This is a genomic window from Streptomyces sp. NPDC096323, from assembly GCF_040302845.1.
Lineage (GTDB): Bacteria > Actinomycetota > Actinomycetes > Streptomycetales > Streptomycetaceae > Streptomyces.
Window position 1 is genome coordinate 810,232 of the sequence record NZ_JBEOSI010000001.1, and the last position, 19,473, is coordinate 829,704.

16 protein-coding genes are annotated in these 19,473 nt (G+C 73.6%); 8 read left to right on the forward strand and 8 right to left on the reverse strand.

Features of this window, described 5'->3' with window-relative positions; translation table 11 throughout:
- Positions 1 to 119: 119 nt before the first annotated feature.
- From ligA to ABTX18_RS03560, 3 genes are all read right to left on the reverse strand, one after another.
- The gene (gene ligA, locus ABTX18_RS03550; protein WP_352121062.1) at positions 120 to 2,213 is read right to left on the reverse strand and encodes an NAD-dependent DNA ligase LigA; all 2,094 of its coding nucleotides are present in this window, start codon (positions 2,211 to 2,213) and stop codon (positions 120 to 122) included.
- Positions 2,214 to 2,281: 68 nt separating this feature from the next.
- Entirely contained in the window at positions 2,282 to 4,393 is a 2,112-nt protein-coding gene (locus ABTX18_RS03555; protein WP_352121063.1) for a phage holin family protein, read from the reverse strand.
- Positions 4,394 to 4,493: 100 nt separating this feature from the next.
- On the reverse strand, positions 4,494 to 4,901 hold the full coding sequence (locus ABTX18_RS03560; RefSeq protein ID WP_352121064.1) for a recombinase family protein: 408 nt from the start codon (positions 4,899 to 4,901) through the stop codon (positions 4,494 to 4,496).
- A 200-nt stretch (positions 4,902 to 5,101) separates the two neighbouring features.
- Between ABTX18_RS03560 and ABTX18_RS03565 the strand changes: the two genes are divergently transcribed.
- Both ABTX18_RS03565 and ABTX18_RS03570 read left to right on the forward strand, forming a co-directional pair.
- Positions 5,102 to 5,884, forward strand: coding sequence for an MBL fold metallo-hydrolase (locus ABTX18_RS03565; protein ID WP_352121065.1), 783 nt, complete (start codon positions 5,102 to 5,104; stop codon positions 5,882 to 5,884).
- Positions 5,884 to 6,510 (forward strand): DedA family protein, encoded by a 627-nt coding sequence (locus ABTX18_RS03570; protein ID WP_352121160.1) that lies wholly within the window; start codon positions 5,884 to 5,886, stop codon positions 6,508 to 6,510. The genes ABTX18_RS03565 and ABTX18_RS03570 overlap by 1 nt, the downstream gene beginning before the upstream one ends.
- A 15-nt stretch (positions 6,511 to 6,525) precedes the next feature.
- Here ABTX18_RS03570 and ABTX18_RS03575 read toward each other — a convergent pair whose 3' ends face one another.
- Positions 6,526 to 7,590, reverse strand: a complete 1,065-nt coding sequence (locus ABTX18_RS03575; RefSeq protein ID WP_352121066.1) for an MBL fold metallo-hydrolase — start codon at positions 7,588 to 7,590, stop codon at positions 6,526 to 6,528.
- 38 nt (positions 7,591 to 7,628) lie between these two features.
- Complete coding sequence (locus ABTX18_RS03580) at positions 7,629 to 8,879, reverse strand: aminotransferase class I/II-fold pyridoxal phosphate-dependent enzyme (protein ID WP_352121067.1); 1,251 nt, start codon at positions 8,877 to 8,879, stop codon at positions 7,629 to 7,631.
- A 317-nt stretch (positions 8,880 to 9,196) separates the two neighbouring features.
- Between ABTX18_RS03580 and ABTX18_RS03585 the strand changes: the two genes are divergently transcribed.
- The 3 genes from ABTX18_RS03585 (at position 9,197) to ABTX18_RS03595 (ending at position 12,470) form a co-directional block, all read left to right on the forward strand.
- Complete coding sequence (locus tag ABTX18_RS03585; RefSeq protein ID WP_352121068.1) at positions 9,197 to 10,351, forward strand: mandelate racemase/muconate lactonizing enzyme family protein; 1,155 nt, start codon at positions 9,197 to 9,199, stop codon at positions 10,349 to 10,351.
- Complete coding sequence (locus tag ABTX18_RS03590; protein WP_352121069.1) at positions 10,348 to 11,376, forward strand: zinc-dependent alcohol dehydrogenase; 1,029 nt, start codon at positions 10,348 to 10,350, stop codon at positions 11,374 to 11,376. Before ABTX18_RS03585 ends, ABTX18_RS03590 begins: the two co-directional genes overlap by 4 nt.
- 110 nt (positions 11,377 to 11,486) lie before the next feature.
- Positions 11,487 to 12,470, forward strand: a complete 984-nt coding sequence (locus ABTX18_RS03595) for a hypothetical protein (RefSeq protein ID WP_352121070.1) — start codon at positions 11,487 to 11,489, stop codon at positions 12,468 to 12,470.
- A gap of 43 nt (positions 12,471 to 12,513) precedes the next feature.
- On the opposite strand, the gene ABTX18_RS03600 is transcribed toward ABTX18_RS03595, so the two are convergent.
- Together ABTX18_RS03600 and ABTX18_RS03605 are read right to left on the reverse strand one after the other, a co-directional pair.
- On the reverse strand, positions 12,514 to 13,365 hold the full coding sequence (locus ABTX18_RS03600; protein WP_352121071.1) for an SMP-30/gluconolactonase/LRE family protein: 852 nt from the start codon (positions 13,363 to 13,365) through the stop codon (positions 12,514 to 12,516).
- Positions 13,362 to 14,135, reverse strand: coding sequence for an IclR family transcriptional regulator (locus ABTX18_RS03605; RefSeq protein ID WP_352121072.1), 774 nt, complete (start codon positions 14,133 to 14,135; stop codon positions 13,362 to 13,364). Before ABTX18_RS03605 ends, ABTX18_RS03600 begins: the two co-directional genes overlap by 4 nt.
- 259 nt (positions 14,136 to 14,394) lie before the next feature.
- Here ABTX18_RS03605 and ABTX18_RS03610 point away from each other — a divergent pair, with 259 nt between their 5' ends.
- The 3 genes from ABTX18_RS03610 (at position 14,395) to ABTX18_RS03620 (ending at position 17,361) form a co-directional block, all read left to right on the forward strand.
- Entirely contained in the window at positions 14,395 to 15,900 is a 1,506-nt protein-coding gene (locus ABTX18_RS03610; protein WP_352121073.1) for a bifunctional phosphatase PAP2/diacylglycerol kinase family protein, read from the forward strand.
- A gap of 197 nt (positions 15,901 to 16,097) precedes the next feature.
- A complete protein-coding gene (locus ABTX18_RS03615; protein WP_352121074.1) occupies positions 16,098 to 16,907 on the forward strand; it encodes a methyltransferase domain-containing protein in 810 nt (269 codons plus the stop codon).
- Positions 16,908 to 17,007: 100 nt separating this feature from the next.
- On the forward strand, positions 17,008 to 17,361 hold the full coding sequence (locus ABTX18_RS03620; RefSeq protein WP_352121075.1) for a VOC family protein: 354 nt from the start codon (positions 17,008 to 17,010) through the stop codon (positions 17,359 to 17,361).
- A 72-nt stretch (positions 17,362 to 17,433) separates the two neighbouring features.
- Here the strand turns inward: ABTX18_RS03620 and ABTX18_RS03625 are convergent, their stop codons facing one another.
- Complete coding sequence (locus tag ABTX18_RS03625) at positions 17,434 to 19,413, reverse strand: DUF5107 domain-containing protein (RefSeq protein WP_352121076.1); 1,980 nt, start codon at positions 19,411 to 19,413, stop codon at positions 17,434 to 17,436.
- Between the last annotated feature and the right edge of the window lie 60 nt (positions 19,414 to 19,473).

Genomic DNA, 19,473 nt, shown 5'->3' on the forward strand with positions numbered 1-19,473 from the left:
AGGCATGGCCGAACCCTCACTATGCAATAGGGAGGTAAAGAAAGCCACTCCCACCCCAGATCGAAGGAACCCCGGTCACCGCACCCGGCTCACCCACGCCCCCGGCGGCCGCATCGCCGTCACCCCCCGGACGGCAGGTACTCCCCGATCAGCTCCGCGAATTCCTCCGGGGCGGCGATCCGTACGCCCAGGTCCTCCGCCTTGGTTCGCTTCGAGCCCGCCTTCTCGCCGGCCACCAGGAGTGTGGTGCGCTTGGAGACGCTGGAGGAGGACTTTCCGCCGGCGCGCTCGATCAGCTCGTTCATCTGGTTGCGCGAGAGCTTCTCCAGAGCCCCGCTCATCGCTCCGGTGACCACCACCGTCATCCCGTCCAGCGGCCGCCCGTCCGTGCTCTCGCCGTCCGTCGTCGCGTCGCCCTCCTCGCCCGGTTCCGGGGGCGGGGTGGCGCCCGGTTCCGTCATGGTGACTCCGGCCGCGACCAGCTTCTCGATCAGCGGGGCCAGCTCGGCCAGCTCCGCGACGACGCCGGCGGCCTTCTCCTTGCCGATGCCGTCGACCCGCTGGAGGGTCTCGACGTCGGCGGCTCTGATCCGGTCCATGTCCGCGAAGTAGCGTGCGATGCGCCGGGACATGGAGCGCCCGGTGCCGCGCACCCCCAGCGCGCAGAAGACCCGGGAGAGCGGCTGCGCGCGTGCCGCGTCGATCGCGGCCAGCAGATTGTCCGTGCTGGTCTCGCCCATCCGGTCCAGCGCGAGCAACTGCTCGCGCTCCAGGGTGAACAGATCGGCGAAGTCCGCGACCAGGCCGGCGTCGACGAGCTGGACCACGCGGGTCGCGCCGAGGCCCTCGATGTCGAGCTGGTCGCGCCCCGCCGCGTACGAGATGGACGCCACCAGGCGGCAGTCGCGGCCACGGACACAGCGCCAGCGCTGCTCGCTGGTGTCGATCTCGGAACCGCACTGCGGGCACGCCTCGGGGAAGACGACCGGCTGTTCCTCTCCGGTGCGCAGATGGGCGACGGGGGCCTCGATGCGGGGAATGATGTCGCCCGCCTTGTAGACCATCACATGGTCGCCGATCCGCAGATCGCGGCGGGTGATGTCGGCCGGGTTGTGCAGGGTGGCGTAACCGACGGTCGATCCGTCGATCTCGACCGGCTCCAGCACGGCGCGCGGCGCGATGATGCCGGTACGGCCCACGTTCCACTCGACGCCGAGCAGGCGGGTGACCTTCTCGACGGCCGGCAGCTTGTACGCGATGGCCCAGCGCGGCGCCCGGGTGCCGTTGCCCGCGTCGCGCTGGTCGGCGGCGAGGTCCGCCTTGATGACGATGCCGTCGATCCCGAAGGGCAACGAGGCGCGCAGCGAGGCGACTTCCTCGACCCTCGCCTGGACGTCCTCGACGGTGGTGACGGTGCGTGGCGCCACCGCCGTGTCCGCCGCGGTGTGGACGCCGAGGCCCGCCACGTAGCGAAGCGTTTCGCTGTGGGGCAGCTCGGCGAGCGTGGCGGTGAGCTCCCCCGAGTCGGGCAGCGCCAGCGCGCCGTATGCAAAGAACGTCATCTCCACCGTGTAGGAACGGTCCTTGGCGCGCAGGGTGCCCGCCGCGCCGTTGCGCGCGTTGGCGAAGGGCGCGCCGCCGTGTTCGGTGCGCAGCGTGTTTGCCTGCTCGAACTGTTCTGCCGTCATCAGGATCTCGCCGCGCATCTCGATCGTGACCGGCTCGGCGAGCTGCCGGGGCAGTCCGACGACGGTGCCGATCGCGTGTGACACGTCCTCGCCCGCGATGCCGTCGCCGCGGGTGATCAGCTGCTCCAGCCGGCCGGCGCGGTAGCGGGCCGCGACGGCGAGGCCGTCGAGCTTCGGTTCGACGCTCCAGGCGGTGACCGGCCGCCCTATCCGGCGCTCCAAGGAGGCGGTCCAGGTGGCGAACTGCTCGGCCGAGAAGACGTTGTCCAGGGAGAGCATCGGAACCGTGTGCGGTACGTCCCCGACCGCCACGCCACCGGCCACCTTGCCGGTCGGCGACTCGGCCAGCACGTCCTGCGGGTGGTCCTGCTCGTACGCGGCGATCCCGCGCGCCAGCCGGTCGTACGCATCGTCGTCGAGCGCGCTCTCGCCCGTGGCGTAATACGCGGCGGCGGCCTGCGACGCTTCTTCGACCGCGGCGGCGTAGGCGGCGGTATCGGCGAGCACAACAGCTGAGTTCGTCATGCCCCTATCCTGCCGTCCACCACTGACAACGCCCTGGTCGGCAGCCGTGGACCCCCGCTCGGGTGCGGTCAGGGAGCGCCGCTCCGACCGTCGGTCCGCACCGGCACCTGCGGCCCCGAGACCTCGCGCAGCCAGTACCTCAGGACCCGGTGCACGGCCTCGGCGCCGACCAGTTCGGCCGGCCGTTCGCCGCCTTGCGCCACCTCCCCGCTTTCGGCGGCGGCCGCGTCCAGCGGGTCCGTCATGCCGCGCGGTGACAGCAGGAACGGCCGGGACTGCTCGCCGCCCAGGCCGCCGTGCGAGCCGATCTGTTCCTCGAAGGCGTGCACCCGGCCGGTCGCGGGGTCGTACATCGAGTTGACCATCACATCGGCGACGTGCGGGAACGTGTCCGTGCGCCGGACCGCGTCGGCCGCGCCAGGGCCGAAGGGGGCCAGCGGGCCCTGCCCGTCCTTCAGTTCCGCCACCGGGACGCGCGTCTGGTCGCGCCCCAGCACCACCGATCCGTCCCTCTCGCTGCGCACGAGCAGAAAGCCGATGCCGGGGTGGTTGGCGAGCGTGCTGAGCAGGGCGGGATGGCGGCGGTCGAGCTGCTCCTGCGAGGCGCGGCCCCCGATCTCGGGGAAGGAGATCAGGCCGAGGTTGCCGGAGGCGAGGACGACCGGGTCCGAGGCAATCGCGACCTGCTTCTCCTCGCCCTCGGCGACCGGCCGGTGGAGCGCCGTCCGGACCGCGTCGCGCGCCTCGGAGCCGCTCTTGCTCCGCTGCGCCCTGCGGGGCACCGGCAGGCCGCATCCCGCCCGCACGAGGTCCTTGAGCGTCAGCCCGTACGCCCCGGCGAAGGTCTCCCCCGGGCTCTGCCCGTGATCGGACAGGAGGACGACGCGGTAGGAGCGCGGGGTGTGTTCGGCGACCTTGACGATCAAAGCGAGGGAGCGGTCCAGCCGGGCGAGGACCTTCTCGGCGTCCCGGCTGCGCGGCCCCGAGTGGTGGGCCACCTCGTCGTAGGCGACGAGGTCGGCGTAGACGACGGTCCGTCCGGCGAACATGTCCCCTATGACGGCGGCGACCACCACGTCCCGTTCGACGACGGTCGCGAAGGCCCGGATGAAGGGGTAGAGCCCGCCGCGCTTGATCCGGGGCGACTCCTTGCGGATCCGGGCCCGGGTCGACTGCCCTATCTCGCGCCCGGTCTCGGCGACGAAGGAGAGGGCGGTGCGGACGGCGTTGGCGGGGTCGGAGAAGTAGGCGAAGTATCCGGCCCTCGACCGCCGGCCCTTGCCCCGCCGGGCGGCCATCGACAGGACGAGGGCGAGCTGGGCGGCGCCGCCGCTGAAGAGGTTGCCGCGGCTGGCGCCGTCGACGGTCAGGAGTCCGCCGTCGCGGGTGCGCCCGATGGCACGGCGCTGGAGCTCGAGGGCGCTCGCCGGTCTGCTGGAGACCATGATGTCGCCGGACTCCTTCTCGTACCAGCGGAAGGCGGGGACATCGTGGTTGCTGCCGTGCAGGATGCCGAGCTGGCTGGCGCCGGTCTGGCTGGACCAGTCCGTGCGCCACGGGGTGAGCCGGTGGCCCTCGGCGTCGGCCAGCCAGTGGGCGACGGTCGGCATGACTCCGTCGGCGGCGGCCTCGGCGAGGACGTCGTGGCCGACGCCGTCGAGCTGGATGAAGACGGTGCCGGGCGGCTGCTCGCCGTCCGCGCCGGCCGTGCCGCTGCGGCGGCGGCGCCGCTCGGCCAGGCGCGAGAGCCTGCGGCGGTAGGCGTTGTCGTCACGGACGGCGAGTGCCGTGGAGGTCGCTGAGGCGACGGCGGACATGACGGCCGCGACGACGACGGCCGTCTCCGGGGCGGCGGCGCCCCGCCCGTCCGGGATGAGCCGCAGCGCGATCAGGAGCAGCGAGCCGTTGAGGAAGAAGACCAGCATGCCGAGGACGAGGGCCGGCACGATGAGCAGGGCCCGTACGAGCACCGGCCAGACCAGCGCCGAGAGCAGACCGAACGCGCCCGCGCCCCACGCCGCCGTGAACGCGGTCCTGGTCACGCTGTCGCCGTCGTCCGACTGGAGCTGGAAGTCCGGCAGAATCCCGGCGAGCACCAGCATGGTGAGCGTCGAGACCGCCCACACCACGATCACCCGCATCAGGGCGCTTCCGGCTGTCCGCCATCGCCCGTCACCCACGCCGTGCCACCTCACGTCCGGGCCCCGCCGTTCCGGACCCCGCCCCAGCCTTTCACAGCGGGCCCGGCGCGCCGCCGGGCCCTGAGCCCTGAGGGCGCGTTCAGCAGCCGTCGTAGCCGGCCGTAGGCATGGAGAGTCTGCGGTGCACGCTGGCTTTCGTACGGGCGCTGTACCGCGGTTCGTCGAGACCGGCGATCTCCAGGCGCACGCCGCGGCGCTCGCACTCCGCGGCGAACTGCGGCACCGAGGCGACGGCCCGGGCGAGCACCCGGTCGGTGGGGGCGACGAAGAGTTCCACCTCGCCCTCCTCGACGTCGGCCCAGAGGGCCTGGTGGTCGGGGCGCAGTCCGTAGAGACGCAGCTGCCGGGTGACGACGTAGCCCTGGCCGGCGGCCCAGCGGGCGCACATGGCGTGCTGGCTGCGCGTGTCCACGAGGAACGGATCGCTGTCGAGCTCCTCCAGCGGTGTGAGGCTGGCGATGGCCGCCACCCGTACATCCCCCACCATGACCGTCCGTCCCCGTGCTAGGCGTTCTGCGACCCTATCGGCCGGATGCCCGTACAAGAAGGCGCACGTCAGGGCGGGAAGGGGCGCGCGAGGCCGGGCGGGCGCGCCGGGGAGCCCCTGGGCGTGCCGTCCGCCCCGTAGGCTCGGTGGCAGGTCCGGGGGCGGCGGAGCCGACAGGTCCGCAGAACAGGAGGTGGCACGTGCCGGTGGAGATCACCTGGTGGGGTCATGCCACCTGCACGATCGAGGACTCCGGGGTGCGGGTCCTGACGGATCCCCTTCTCGTACGGCGCTTCGCGCATCTGCGGCGCCGCCGCGGTGCGCTGCCCGGTCCGGCGGCCACGGTCGCCGACGTCGTGCTCATCTCGCATCTGCACTCCGATCATCTGCATCTGCCGTCCCTGGCCCGCATCGCCCCCGGCGCCCGGCTGATCGTCCCGTGGGGGGCGGTGCGGGCGGTGCCGGGGCTGCGGGTGCTGCGCAGGATGCGCGGGCTGCGGATCACCGAGGTGGCGGCGGGCGACGAGGTGCGTGTGGGCGAGGTGCGCGTCAGGGCCGTGCCGGCGCTGCACGATGGGCGGCGCCTGCCGGTCGGCCCGCACCGCTCCCCCGCGCTCGGGTACGTGGTGGAGGGCGAGGCGCGCACGTACTTCGCCGGGGACACCGGGCTCTTCGACGACATGGCGAAAGCGGTCGGTCCGGTGGACGTGGCGCTGCTGCCGGTCGGCGGCTGGGGGCCGTACCTGGGGCACAGTCATCTCGATGCGACCCGTGCGGCCGAGGCGCTGGTCCGGCTCGCGCCGCGCGCGGCGGTGCCGGTGCACTACGGCACGTACTGGCCGATCGGGATGGACGGCATCCGGCCCCACGAGTTCCACTCGCCGGGCGACGAGTTCGTCCGTCAGGCGGCGCTGCGGGCGCCCCAGGTCGCGGTGCACCTGCTGGAGCACGGCGCGCGCGTGCGGCCGGGGGCCACCGGGTGATACACGAGTTCCTCAGGCAGACGACGCAGTTGCCCCCGGAGTCGACGCAGCAGGCGGTCGGCTACCCCTCGCTGTTCCTGCTGGTGGCCGTGGGAGCCCTGGTGCCGGTGGTGCCGACGGGTGCGCTGGTGAGCTCGGCGGCCGTGGTGGCGTTCCATCAGTCGTCGCCGTTCTCGCTGCTGATCGTGTTCGCGGTGGCGTCTGCCGCCGCGTTCCTCGGGGACGTCTGCCTGTACTGGCTGGGGCAGCGCGGGGTGCGGTCGAAGAACGGTTCCAAGTGGCTGCGGGCGATCAGCGACCGGGCCGCGCCGGAGCGGCTCGCGCAGGCGCAGCGGAAGCTGGACGAGCACGGGGCGACGGTGCTGGTGCTGTCGAGGCTGGTGCCGGCGGGACGGATTCCGGTGATGCTGGCGTGTCTGCTGGGGCGGATGCCGCTGAGGCGGTTCGCCCGGGGCGATGTGCCGGCGTGTCTGGCCTGGGCGGCGACATATCAGCTGATCGGGATCCTCGGCGGCTCGCTGTTCCCGGAGCCGTGGCAGGGCGTCGTGGCGGCGGTGGGCCTGACGCTGCTGATCAGCGGGGCGCCGGCGGTGTGGCACCGGCTGCGTGGCCGGTCCGGCCGCTGACCTGGTTGGTCCGGCTCAGCCGCTGACCGTACGCGGCCGGCTCGGGGTGCCGAGGAGGCGCGAGCCGCCGATCGGCAGGTCCCAGAGCCGCTCGCGCGGGTGGCCGGCCCGCCGCCAGGCGGTGCGCAGCCGGGTGAGGGGTTCGAGTACGGGCTCCGCGGACATCAGGAACGTCGCCCAGTGCATGGGCGCCATGGCGTGGGCGCCGAGATCCTCGTACGCCTGCACGGCCTCCTCCGGGTCGGTGTGCACATCGGCGAGCCACCAGCGCGGCTCGTACGCCCCGATCGGCAGCAGGGCCAGGTCGATCCCGGGGTGGCGGCGGCCGATCTCCGTGAACCAGTGGCCGTATCCGGTGTCCCCGGCGAAGTAGATGCGCGGTCCCCGGACCGGCCCGGTGGTGTCCTCGATGACCCAGCCGCCCCACAGCGAGCGGCAGGTGTCGGTGAGGGTGCGCTTGGACCAGTGGTGCGAGGGCACGAAGTCGAAGCGCACGCCGTCCAGTTCCGCCGATTCCCACCAGTCGAGTTCGGTGACGCAGCCGAAGCCGCGGCGGCGGCACCAGCGGCCCAGCCCGGCGGGGACGAACAGCGGGGTGTGCCGGGGCAGCCTGCGCAGGGTGGGTGCGTCGAGGTGGTCGTAGTGGTTGTGGCTGATGACGACCGCGTCGACCGTCGGCAGGTCCTCCCAGCGGATGCCGACGGGGGTGATCCGGGGCGGGATGCCGAGGATGCGGCGGGACCAGACGGGGTCGGCGAGCACGGTCAGTCCGCCGGTGCGGATGATCCAGCTGGCGTGCCCGGCCCAGGTGACGCAGCTGGTCCCGGCCGGGGTGACGGGAAGCGGCTCGGGGGCGTACGGCAGCCGGTGGACGCCGCGCAGTCCCTCGGCGTTGGGCCGGATGGCGTGCTCGCGGGCCAGTCGGGACATGCCCATGACTCCGGGCAGGGGCGCGGTGAGCCGGTCGGCGAAGCTGCCGGGCCAGGACCGCACCTCTCCCAGGGGGCGCGGGGTGACGACCTCGCCGCGGGGCACACGGCTCGGGTCGCGGGCCACGGAGTGCTCGGTCCGGTCCGTCATCGAGGGCCTCCCGTCTCGGAGAGCGTCGGCGCAGCGTGTCAGCGGAGTTCGTCGAGGGCTGCTCGGAACATGCTCAGCGCTGCCGCGACATGCGGCAATTCGAGGGGCTCCGCAGCGGTGAGCGACTCCTCCTGCTGCCGCGCTGTCGACCCGAGCAGCGATCCGGTGCCCAGCCGCACCCGCAGCGCGCCCAGTTCGTCGCCGAAGCGGTGGCCGCCCGGGGCGGGGGCGCCCAGCCGCTGCGTCAGGTACTCCTCCAGTTCCAGCGAGTCCGTGACCCCGCGCGCGGCGAGTGGGGAGCGCAGCGGGCCGAGGTCCGCGTACAGGTGCCGGCCCGCCTGCGGGGGTCTGGCCAGGGCACCGGCGGCGAGGACCGCCCGGTGGGCCTCCGCGGCGACCCTGGCCTGGAGGAACGCGGCCCGGCGGACCCGTCTCGTCACGGCGTCCGGTTCGCGCAGGGCGTGGGCGGCGGCCGCCGCGACCGGTCCAGCGACCAGGGCGCCGAGTGCGGTGAGGATGTCGAGGGTACGGGCGTGGCGCACCGCCGAACGCTCGGTGTCGGGGAACCGGGCGACGGCGACCGGCCAGGCCGACGGGGTCAGCGCGCCCACCAGGTCGGAGACGACCGTCACGTCGTCCGGGCACATCTCGGCCGGGCTGAGCAGCACCGTGTCGTGCGGCCGGTGCAGGGTGTCGCGCCACGTCTCGTCGCTGACGATGTGGAGCCCCTCGGCGACGGCCGCCTCGCACGCCTCACGCACCAGTTCCGGCGGGGCGACCGTGGCCGTGGGGTCGTCGGCCACCGACATCAGCAGCAGCCGCGGCCTGCCGCCCTCGGCACGTACCCGGCGCACGGTCTCCAGCAGGGCGTACGGATCGGGCACGCCGCCGCACTCGGCCGGAGTGGGCACGTGGTAGGCGGGCCGGCCCAGCAGCCGGGCCTGGGGGATCCAGGCGGCGGGGCAGGGGCGCGGCATGAGTACGTCGCCCCCGTGCGCGGCGATCAGGGCGAGGATCAGCGGGGAGGTGCCGGGCGCGGCGGCGATGTGCTCGGCGCCGCCGTGCAGTCCCCGCCGGTCCCAGTAGGCGCGGGCCGCCTCGCGCAGGGCCGCCGAGCCGCCGGCCGGTTCGGGTTCGCCGCGGGGTGCAGCGGCGGCCAGGACCTCGGCCAGCTCGGGCAGGACGGGCAGCGCGGGGCCCGGCGCGGGCGGTCCGTACCGTACGGGCCCGTGGTCCTCCCGGATCCCGGGCGTGCCGCGCCCCTGACGTCCGGTCCGCTCCCGGCCCATCCGGGCCTCCTTCGCCGCCGCTTCGCCCTCCGGCCGTTCCTCGGCCCTCGGCCCTTCATGGGCTCTTCGGCCGTTCCCTGACCGTCGGCCCTTCATGGGCTCTCCGGCCCTTTATACGAGGGAATGGGGCGGCGCGCCCGCGCTACCGCGAACCCGTCCGGGCGGCGGTGGCAGCACCGCTCGGGCGGGGGCGCCCGGGGCACGGGAGCGCACCGCGGCGCGGCGTCCCCATTGACACTCGCCCCGCCGCGTCATTACGGTCACGTCAAGATTTCGAACGAGTGACGAAATATCGAACACAGCGAGGGGCAACTCCCGTGCGTATCACCGGAATCAGCACACACGTGGTGGGAACACCCTGGCGCAATCTCACCTATGTGCAGGTCCACACCGACGAGGGCCTCACCGGTGTGGGCGAGACCCGGATGCTCGGCCGCACCGATGCGCTCGTCGGCTATCTGCGCGAGGCGGAGGCCAACCACGTCGCCGGTTCCGACCCGTTCGCCGTCGAGGACCTGGTACGCCGGATGAAGTACGGAGACTACGGGCGGGCCGGCGAGATCGTGATGTCCGGCATCGCGGTCGTCGAGATGGCCTGCTGGGACATCAAGGGCAAGGCGCTCGGCGTCCCGGTCTGGCAGCTGCTGGGCGGCAAGGTCACCGACCGCGTGAAGGCGTACGCCAACGGCTGGTACACCACCGAGCGGACCCCGGACGCCTACCACAAGGCCGCCTCCGCGGTCGTCGCGCGCGGCTACCGGGCGCTGAAGATCGACCCCTTCGGGACCGGCCACTTCGAGCTGGGCCAGGAGGAGACCCGGTACTCCGTGTCCCTCATCGAGGCCGTCCGGGACGCCATCGGCCCGGACACCGAACTGATGCTGGAGATGCACGGCCGCTTCAGCCCCTCGACGGCGGTGCGGATCGCGCACGAGATGGCTCAGTTCCGGCCGGCCTGGCTGGAGGAGCCGGTGCCGCCGGAGAACCTGAAGGCACTCGCCAAGGTGGCGGCCAAGGTCGACATGCCGATCGCGACGGGTGAGCGCATCCACGACCGGATCGAGTTCCGCGAGCTCTTCGAGTCGCAGGCCGCCGACATCATCCAGCCGGACGTCGGCCACATCGGCGGCATCCTGGAGACGCGCAAGCTCGCCGCCACGGCCGAGACCCACTACACGCTGATCGCCCCGCACAATGTCGGCGGCTCGGTCCTGACCGCGGCCAGCCTCCAGGTCGCCGGCTGCACGCCCAACTTCAAGATCCTCGAGCACTTCAACGACTTCGCGGACGCCGACATCAAGAAGGTCGTCCGGGGCGCCCCGCAGGTCGACCCCGCGACCGGCTGCTTCGAGCTCTCGGACGCCCCGGGCCTCGGCGTGGAGCTCGATGTGGACGCCGCCGCCGAATTCCCGCAGCAGCAGGCCCGGTTCGACCTGTGGGCCGACGGCTGGGAGAAGAGGAAGCCCAAGTGAGCGAGACAGCCGCGCGCTCACGGGCCATCAGGGTCGACCGGCCGGGCGAACACCGCCTGATCACCGGGCCGGTCGTGGAGCCCGGCCCGGGCGAGGTCCGGGTGCGCGTGGCCGCGGCCGGGATCTGCATGAGCGACCGCGAGCTGTACGACGGCCGCCGCGACCCGCAGTACGTGCGCTTCCCGGTGGTGCCCGGTCACGAGTGGTCGGGCACCGTCGAGGCGGTGGGCGCGGGCGTCGACCCCGCCCTGGCCGGCCGGTGCACGGTCGCCGAGGGGTTCCGCTCCTGCGGAACCTGTGCGCGGTGCCGCAGTGGTGAGACCTCGCTGTGCACCGCGGGGTACGACGAGACGGGCTTCACCCGGCCGGGGGCGTTCGCCGACCATGTCGTGGTGCCCGCACGGCTGTTGCACCCGCTGGCCGACGACGCGGACCTGCGCGCCGCCGCGCTCCTGGAGCCCGCGGCCGTGGCCGCATCGGCGGTGCGGGCCGGGTCGCCGGAGCCGGGCGAGCGGATCGCGGTCGTGGGCGCGGGAACGCTCGGCCTGCTCGCGGTCCAGCTGCTCGCCGCCCTGTCCCCGGCGGAGCTGACGGTGATCGATCCGCGCGGCGAACGGGCCCGCCAGGCCCTGCGCTTCGGGGCGAGCGAGGCACTGACACCCGAGGAGGCGGCGGAGGCGCACGGCCGGTACGACCTGGTGGTGGAGACGGCCGGGGCCCCGACCACCGCGGCCGACGCCTGCCTGCTCGCGCGGCCCGGCGGCCGGGCCGTGCTCACGGGGATGTTCGCGCCGGGGGCCGTCGGCATCGACCCCCTGCACCTGTCGCTGAGCCGACTCACCGTGCGCAGCGTCTTCGGGGCGTCCTCCGCGTCCTGGTCGCACGCGGTACGGGCGTTCACCGCGGGGCTGCTCGACCCGGCGGCACTGATCACGCACGAGTTCCCGCTGGAGCGGTTCGCGGAGGCGGTGGCGCTTGTCGGGGGCGGCGGTGCGGGAACGGGCAAGGTCCTGATGCGCCCCTAGGGCCTTCGCGAGGGCCCTCCGTCCTGGCCCTTCGTCCGAAGGTGGCCCCGCCCCGCGCGTCCCCCATCCACCCGAACCCCGTCCGACCCACCGAACACGAAAGGCCGCCCATGACCTCCGCATCCCCCGCCTCGTCCGGACCGCGCACCGGCGTCCGGCGTCCGGGCGAGCCCGCGCTCACCGTGCTCGGACTGGGCGCTCCCGCCGCAGAGCCGGCCGACGCGTCCGCGTACACCTTTCCCGACGGCGGCACCTGGCGGACCGAGATCCCGTCCGTTGAGGGCCCCGAAGCGCTGTCCGTCGTACTGAAGGAGAGCGCGCGGCTCGATGTCCCCGTCCACCGGATCAGCCAGGGCAGCGGGGTCTGGATGCTCAGCGACACCGAGATCACCGACATGGCCGAGGGCTGCGCCGAACGCGGCATCGAGCTCTGCCTGTTCACCGGTCCGCGCGGCAGCTGGGACACCGGGGCCTCCTTCCGCACCGATTCGGGCGGAGCCGGGCTGCGGGCCCGTGGCCACGACGCCCTGGCCGGCTGCGTCGAGGACGCCCTGCGGGCCTCCGCGCTGGGCGTGAAGTGCCTGCTGGTGGCGGACGAAGGGGTGCTCTGGACCCTGCACCGGCTCCGCGTACAGGGCGTGCTGCCCGCCGACACGACGTTCAAGGTGTCAGCCCTCGTCGGCCCGGTGAACCCCGCCTCCTTCGCCGTGTACGAACAGCTCGGGGCCGACTCCGTCAACATCCCCTCCGACCTGACGCTCGCTCACTTCACTGAGATCCGGCGGGCGTCGGCCGCTCCGATGGACCTGTACATCGAGGCGCCGGACGACCTCGGCGGATATGTGCGGATGTACGAGGCGGCCGAGCTGATCCGGCGCGGCGCGCCGCTGTACCTCAAATTCGGCCTGTCCAAGGCGCCCGGCATCTACCCGTACGGCGCCCACCTGCGCGAGGTCGCCCTGGAGACGGCCCGCGAGCGGGTCCGGCGCGGCCGGCTGGTCCTGAATCTGCTGGCCCGGCACGGGGCGGACGGGAACATGTCGCCGCTCGGCTCCCGGCTGCCGGGCACGCTGCGGCGCTTCCCGGCGGAGTGAGGCGCCGGCGGGCGGCGCGCCCCTGCCGGCACCCCTCGACCCGTCAGCCCGCGAAGGCCGTTCCCGGCAAGCCCTGGCCGGCGTCCGACAGGACCAGCAGCGAGCCCGAGAGCGGGTGCGGTGCGTCAAGGCCGGTGCGGGCGGTGCAGATGTAGAGGTCACGCAGGTCCCGGCCGCCGAAGGCGCAGGCCGTGGGCCGTCGCACCGGCAGCTCGACGACGCGGTCCAGCCTGCCGTCGGCCGTGTAGCGGCGCAGCGCGGATCCGTCCCACAGGGCGGTCCAGACGGCGCCCTCCGCGTCGACCGTCAGCCCGTCGGGGTAGCCCGCGCCCTCCTCCACGGTCGCGAACGGGCGGCGGCGGGTGATGTGTTCGCCGTCCACGTCGAAGACGTCGATCCGGCGGGTCGGGGTGTCGATGTAGTACATCAGCCGGCCGTCCGGGCTCCATCCGGTGCCGTTGCTGCAGGTCACCAGTGGCAGCACCCGGGTGGCCGTGCCGTCGGGGGCGATACGGGTGAGGCTGCCGCCGGTCTCCGACTCGTCGTAGCGCATGGTGCCGGCCCAGAGCGCACCGTCCGGTGCCACCGCGGCGTCGTTCCCGCGCCGTCCCGGCTCGGCGTCGTGGACGAGCCAGCGGAAGGCGCCGTCCGCGTCGTAGAGCCCGATGCCGTCACGGAGATTGACGACGAGGCCGCCGCCGGCCCGTGGCTTGGCCGCGCCGACGTGCTGTTCGGTGGCCATGACGGTCCGCCGGCCGTCGGCGGGGTCGTACGTGTGGATCCGGGCGGAGAGGATGTCGACCCAGATCAGCCGTTCGGCGGCCGCGTCCCAGGTCGGGCCCTCCCCCAGTGCGGCGTGTTCCCGGACGGCGACATCGAGGCGGGGGTGGCTCACCGCTGCCTCCGGTGGTGTCCGAGACGGCCGGAGAGCGCCTCGGCGCCTTCGACGGCGAGGGTGGCCAGTTCCGCCTCGCGCTCCTGACTCCAGCGGATCATGGGGACGGAGACGGAGAGCGCGGCGACGACCTGGCCGGACCGGTCCCGGACGGGCGCGGCGACGCAGCTCACGTCCGGGTTGGACTCCCGGTGTTCCAGCGCGATGCCGCGTTCGCGTACGGAGGTGAGCGCCGCCCGCAACTCCCCTTCGTCGGTGATGCTGTTGGGTGTCATCCCGGTCAGTTCGAGTCCGGCGAGGCGCGCGTCGAGTTCCCGTTCGGGAAGGGCCGCGAGCAGCATCTTGCCCACCGACGTGCAGTGGGCGGGCAGCTTGCGGCCGGCCGCCGACACCATCCGTACCGCGTGGGTGGAATCCACCTTGGCGATGTAGATGACGTCGGTCCCTTCCAGGATCGCCACGTGGACGGTCTCCCCGCAGGTCTCCGCGACCTGCCGGGCCACCTGCTGGCCCTCGGCCGCGAGGTCGAGCTGCTCGGCGTAGCGGCTGCCGAGCTGATAGGTGCGGACGCCGAGGCGGTAGCGGCCGGGCTGACCGGGGACGGTGACCAGGTACGAGCGGGCGGCGAGCGTGGTCAGCAGCTCGTGGACGGTGGTGCGCGGGAGCTGGAGCCTGCGGGTCACCTCGGGCGCGGAGAGCGTACCGTCGCCGTCGAGGAAGAGTTCGAGTACGTCCAGCGCCCGGGTCACCGCAGGGACGAGTCGCCCCATGGTCGTGCACCACCCTCTCGTGTTCGACATTCCGGCCAGTGACCGGCATCACGAACACAGGCTAAGCGTGGCGTACTTGTGGGGCAATGACGGGGGTGATGTGCGGCACCCTCCCCGGCGATGACCGCGGGGATTTGTTCTGGTATATGGGGAAATGGTAGAGGCGTCGCGGTCGCCGGGCCCTCCACTCCCACGCCCACGCGCCCGGCCTGGGCACGTCGGCCGGTTCGGCGGGTTCGAGGCGGGTATGCGCAGTTCCATGTCCTCACCGAGCATCCCTTCACACCTGCCGAGACCCACCGGGCTGCGGAGCCTTCTGCACCGCGGCGACCTGGCCGTGTTCCAGAGTCTGGCCGAGCGGCACTGGCCTGCCGCCGGGCCCGTGCTGCCCCGCCTCAGCCGCAGCGCGAATCACGGGCTGCTGTGGTTCGGCGCCGCGGCGGGCATCGCCGCGTTCGGCGGCAGCGCCCGGGCCCGGCGGGCCGCGCTGCGCGGCATCGCGTCGCTGGCCGTCGCCTCGGCGGCGATCAACACGGTCGGCAAGGGCGCGGTCCGGCGGGAGCGGCCGGTCCTGGACGCCGTGCCGGTGATACGGCAGCTGAAGCGGCAGCCGGTCACCACGTCCTTCCCTTCGGGGCACGCCGCTTCGGCCGCCGCCTTCGCCACCGGTGTGGCGCTCGAATCGAAGGGCTGGGGAGCCGTCGTCGCACCCCTCGCCCTCTCGGTGGCCGCCTCACGCGTCTACACCGGCGTGCACTACCCGAGTGATGTGCTGGCCGGCGCCGCCCTCGGCATAGGGGCGGCGTTCGCCCTGCGCGGCGTCGTGCCGACCCGGGGACAGCTGCCCGCGCCGGGCAGGCCACCGGCCGACGCGCCCGCCCTGCCCGACGGCCAGGGCCTGGTCGTCGTCGTCAACCAGGAGTCGGGTACGGCGACGGCCACGGCGTCGCTGGTCCGGGACGCCCTGCTGAACGCGGAGGTGGTGGAGTGCCCGCCGGCCGAGCTCGCGGCGGAGCTGGAGAAGGCCGCGGGCCGCGGCCGGGCGCTGGGGGTGTGCGGAGGCGACGGCACCGTCAACCGGGCGGCGGCGGTGGCCGCCGTGCACGGTATGCCGCTCGCCGTGTTCCCCGGCGGGACGCTGAACCACTTCGCGTACGACCTGGGCATAGAGTCCGTGCCGGACGTCTGCGCCGCCCTCGCTTCGGGAAGCGCGGTCCGGGCGGACCTCGGCCGTTTCCGGCCCGGGCCGGAAGGCCCCGGGGGCGCCCACGGCTACTTCCTCAACGCCTTCAGCCTGGGCGTCTACCCGGAACTGGTACGGACCCGTGAACGCTGGGCCCCGCGGATCGGCGGCTGGCCGGCCGGTGTCCTCGCGGCCTGCGAGGCACTGCGCGGACGGCGCCCCCTGGAAGCCGAACTGCAGGGCAGGAGAAGGCCCTTGTGGCTGCTGTTCGTCGGCAACGGACTCTTCCAGCGGGTCGGCCCGGCGCCCGGCCGACGCCACAACCTCGCGGACGGACTGCTGGACGTCCGCGTGATCCACGGGGGCAGGACCCCCGGCCTGAGGCTGCTGGCGGCCGCCATCGCCGGCCCCCTGACCCGCTCCCCCATCCACGCGGCGGAACGGCGCCGGCGCATCCGCATCTCCGGACTGAAACCCGGCACCCCGTACGCGTACGACGGTGAAGTGGCGCACAGCCAGGGCGACTTGATGATCGACAAGCTGCCGGAGGCGCTGACGGTCTACTGCCCGAGGCCGGTCTGAGACTGCTGGAACCAGCGAACCAAGGGCGGCCGACGCGGAGTTCGGCCGCCCTTTCGCATGAGCCGGCACCAAGAAGCCGGTTGTCCACATCGCAAGATAGCTATCTCATTATTCGGCACGAGGGCCTACGGTGGAGGTACGGATCACCGCCGGCGGCCCGCGTTTCGCGGGGCGCGCCCGAGAGAGGACGAACGGTCATGCCGAAGGAGACAGCCGTCTACACCCACGGCCACCACGAGTCGGTGCTGCGCTCGCACCGCTGGCGCACCGCCGCCAATTCGGCGGCCTACCTCATCGGCGAACTCCGCCCGGGACTGAGCGTGCTGGACGTCGGATGCGGGCCCGGTACCATCACCGCCGACCTGGCGGCGCTGGTCGCCCCCGGCCGGGTGACGGCCGTCGACACCACTCGCGAGATCCTCGGCCAGGCCGCCGACACCGCGTCGGAACGCGGCCTGGACAACGTCGAGTTCGCCGTCGCCGACGTACACGCCCTGGAATTCCCCGACGACTCGTTCGACGTGGTCCACGCCCACCAGGTCCTCCAGCACGTCGGCGACCCGGTGCAGGCGCTGCGCGAGATGCGGCGGGTCTGCCGTCCCGGCGGCATCGTCGCGGCCCGCGACAGCGACTACGCGGCCATGAGCTGGTTCCCCGAGTCACCGGTCATGGACGCCTGGCAGCAGCTGTACGACCGGGTGGCGCGGGCCAACGGCGGCGAACCTGACGCGGGCCGCCGGCTGCTCTCCTGGGCGCGCGAGGCGGGCTTCACCGACATCACGCCGACGGCCGCCTCCTGGTGCTTCGCCACCCCGGAGAGCCGGGAGTGGTGGAGCAGCCTGTGGGCGGACCGCACCGTCGGCTCGGTCTACGCGAAGCTGGCGGTCGACGGCGGCCATGCGACGCCCGAAGAGCTCACCGCGATCTCCGATGCCTGGCACACCTGGGGCGAGCAGGGCGACGGCTGGTTCATGGTCCCGCACGGCGAGATCCTCTGCCGGGCATGAGCCACCGCCCGGGGGCCTGCCGGATCCGCCGGCCCCCGGGTCTCCGCCCCCTCCGCCGAATCGATCACACACGGCTGACCGGCCAACTACCCTGTTCGGCATGGAAATCCTGGGAACCACGCTGCGTATCTGCGTCGACGACCTGGAGGCCGCGGTGGCCTTCTACGAGGACCTCACGGCGACCCCGGCGCTGCGTTTCGAACGCGGCGGGGTGTCCGTCGCCGCCATCAGCTGCTTTCTGCTGATGAGCGGCCCCGAGTCCGAGCTGGAGATCCTGCGGCGGGTGACGGCGACGATCGCGGTGAAGGACGTCGACGAGGCCCACGCCTCCCTGACCCGGGTGGGCGCCCGCGTCATCGCGGGTCCGGTGCCCACCCCGGTCGGCCGTAACCTGATCGCCGTACACCCGGACGGCTCGGTCTTCGAGTACGTCGACCGCAACCGGGCCGTCTGAGCCCGCCTCCTCCGGCCGCAACCGGGCCTTCTGATCCTGCCGCCCCCGGCGCAACCGGGACGCCCGCCCGTCCTATCCCCGGGGCCGCATCCGGTAGTTGTACGCGTCCGGCAGCGGTTCGCCGCCCGGCCCCGTGAGTTCGGCCCACACCTCGTCCAGGATCTCCGCACCCTCGCGCAGATCGGCGACCTCGAAGCCCTCGTCGAACACGGCACGGGCGGCCGCCCGGTCGCCCTCCGCGAGCAGGAGGCGCGCCTCCAGGAGCCGGAAGCGGCCCCGGAGCCGGATTTCCGGAAGCACGCCGGTCCACACCGTGCGGGCAGCGTCGGTGCGGCCGGCCGCGAGCAGGGCCTCGATCGCCTCCCGGCCGAGGGCCGCCGTGGCCGCCGTCCATGCCTCGCCGTCGTCGCGGCGCTCCGCGCACAGGTCGTCGAACGCCTCCGCGTAATGGCCGGCCGCCCTGTCCCGCTGGCCGCTGTCCTGGGCGGCGACGGCGAGGCAGCGCAGCAGCGGCCAGCGGGACGGGGCGAGAACCAGCCCGCGCTCCCAGCTGCGGACCGCCTGGGCGCGGTCGCCGGCATGCCACTGGGCGACGCCGAGGTGGTACTCGGTGAGCGGTTCGGCGGAGGCCGTCTCCAGCATGTCGCGCCAGTGCGGGGAGACGAGGCTGGGTCCGGGCGGGGCGGCGCGGCGCGGTTCGGGGAAGGAGCCCTGCTCCAGCAGCGCGAGCCAGGGGGCCTGCTGTTCACCGAGCGTGGAGTCCGCGAACGGGGTGCCGGGCAGCTTGTACCCGGCGCGCCGTACCTCCAGGGCGCCCCAGCCCGAGCCGGTGGCGAGGATCTCGCCCGGCTCGGTGTCGGCGCAGCGCCTCCACGCCTCGTAGGCGGCGTCCACATCGGCGCGCGGCAGCGCCCGGGCGAGCCGCTGCTCGGTCTCGGCGCGAGCCGCGGCCCAGTCGCCGCCGTGCACCGTCGCGGGGTCCGCGGCCAGCGGCCCGTACGACTCCAGCCAGCTGAACTCGCCGCCGGGCTCCAGCGGCACGTGCTCCAGCTGGGTGCGGGCGAGCCCGGCCTGGATCTCGGCATAGCCGGCCGTGCCGGGTTCGGTGAGCCATTCCTGCCAGCGGCGGCCGCCCGGCCCGCTGCCCCAGAGGAAGAGCTTGCGGCCGCGCAGCAGGTCGGTGGAGGTCTGGACGAGTCCCCGGCCGTCCTCGTCGAGGGAGGCGATCCAGCGGCGGGCGCCGTCGGGCACCTCGTAGAAGTAGTCGGCGGGGAAGTCGCCGCGCAGCGGGTACGTCCGGTCGACGCCACCGCTCTGGGGGACCGGGACCCGGGTCAGTGTCCGTTCGTAGCCGAAGTGCCAGGCCTCGTCGGCGGGCGCCAGCACCCGGGTGCGTTCGCCCTCCGGGACGGCGATGTTGGACCACCAGTACACGGGTGCGGGGTGGTCGTGCGGGTTGCGTATCCGTACGCCTACATGGAGGAAGTCGGAGTTCTCGGGCAGCCACAGATCGACCTGGAACGGCAGGTCGCGCAGCCGCTCCCATTCCCACAGCCGGACCATCTCGCCGCCGTCGGGCGCCGGGACGCGGGCGGCGTGCACCGGGGCGCAGGACAGCGTGGTGTGCCCGGTCGCGCCGATGTTCCACTCGATGCCGCCGGAGAACCAGGCGCCGTTGAGCGCGAAGTCGGCGGGCTGCAGGACGGGGTTGGTGTAGACGAGGTCGCGGCCCGTCGGCTTGTGGAACAGGGAGTGGACGCGCCCGCCGAGCCCGGGGAGCACGGTGGCCCGCAGCCGGTCGTTCTCGATGACGATCGCGTCGAGGTCCGTGGGGGTGCGCTCGCGTCCGTAGCCGTCGAGGATCCGTACGGGAAGGACGGTGGCGAGCGGTGCGTGGCCGATCTGACGGGCCATGTCGCGGGGCAGTCCGGCCCGGTCCCGGTCGTCGATGACATGCATCTCGTCGAGGGGCCGCAGAGCGGGCAGCGGATTCTCCGGTCCCGTCGCCGCCGCGGGCAGGGTCAGGACGGTGCGTCGTACGGTGGTGGCCAAGGCAACCTCAATCCCTCGCGCGGGCTGCCGCAGGTCCGGGCGCCCCCGATGACCATGGAA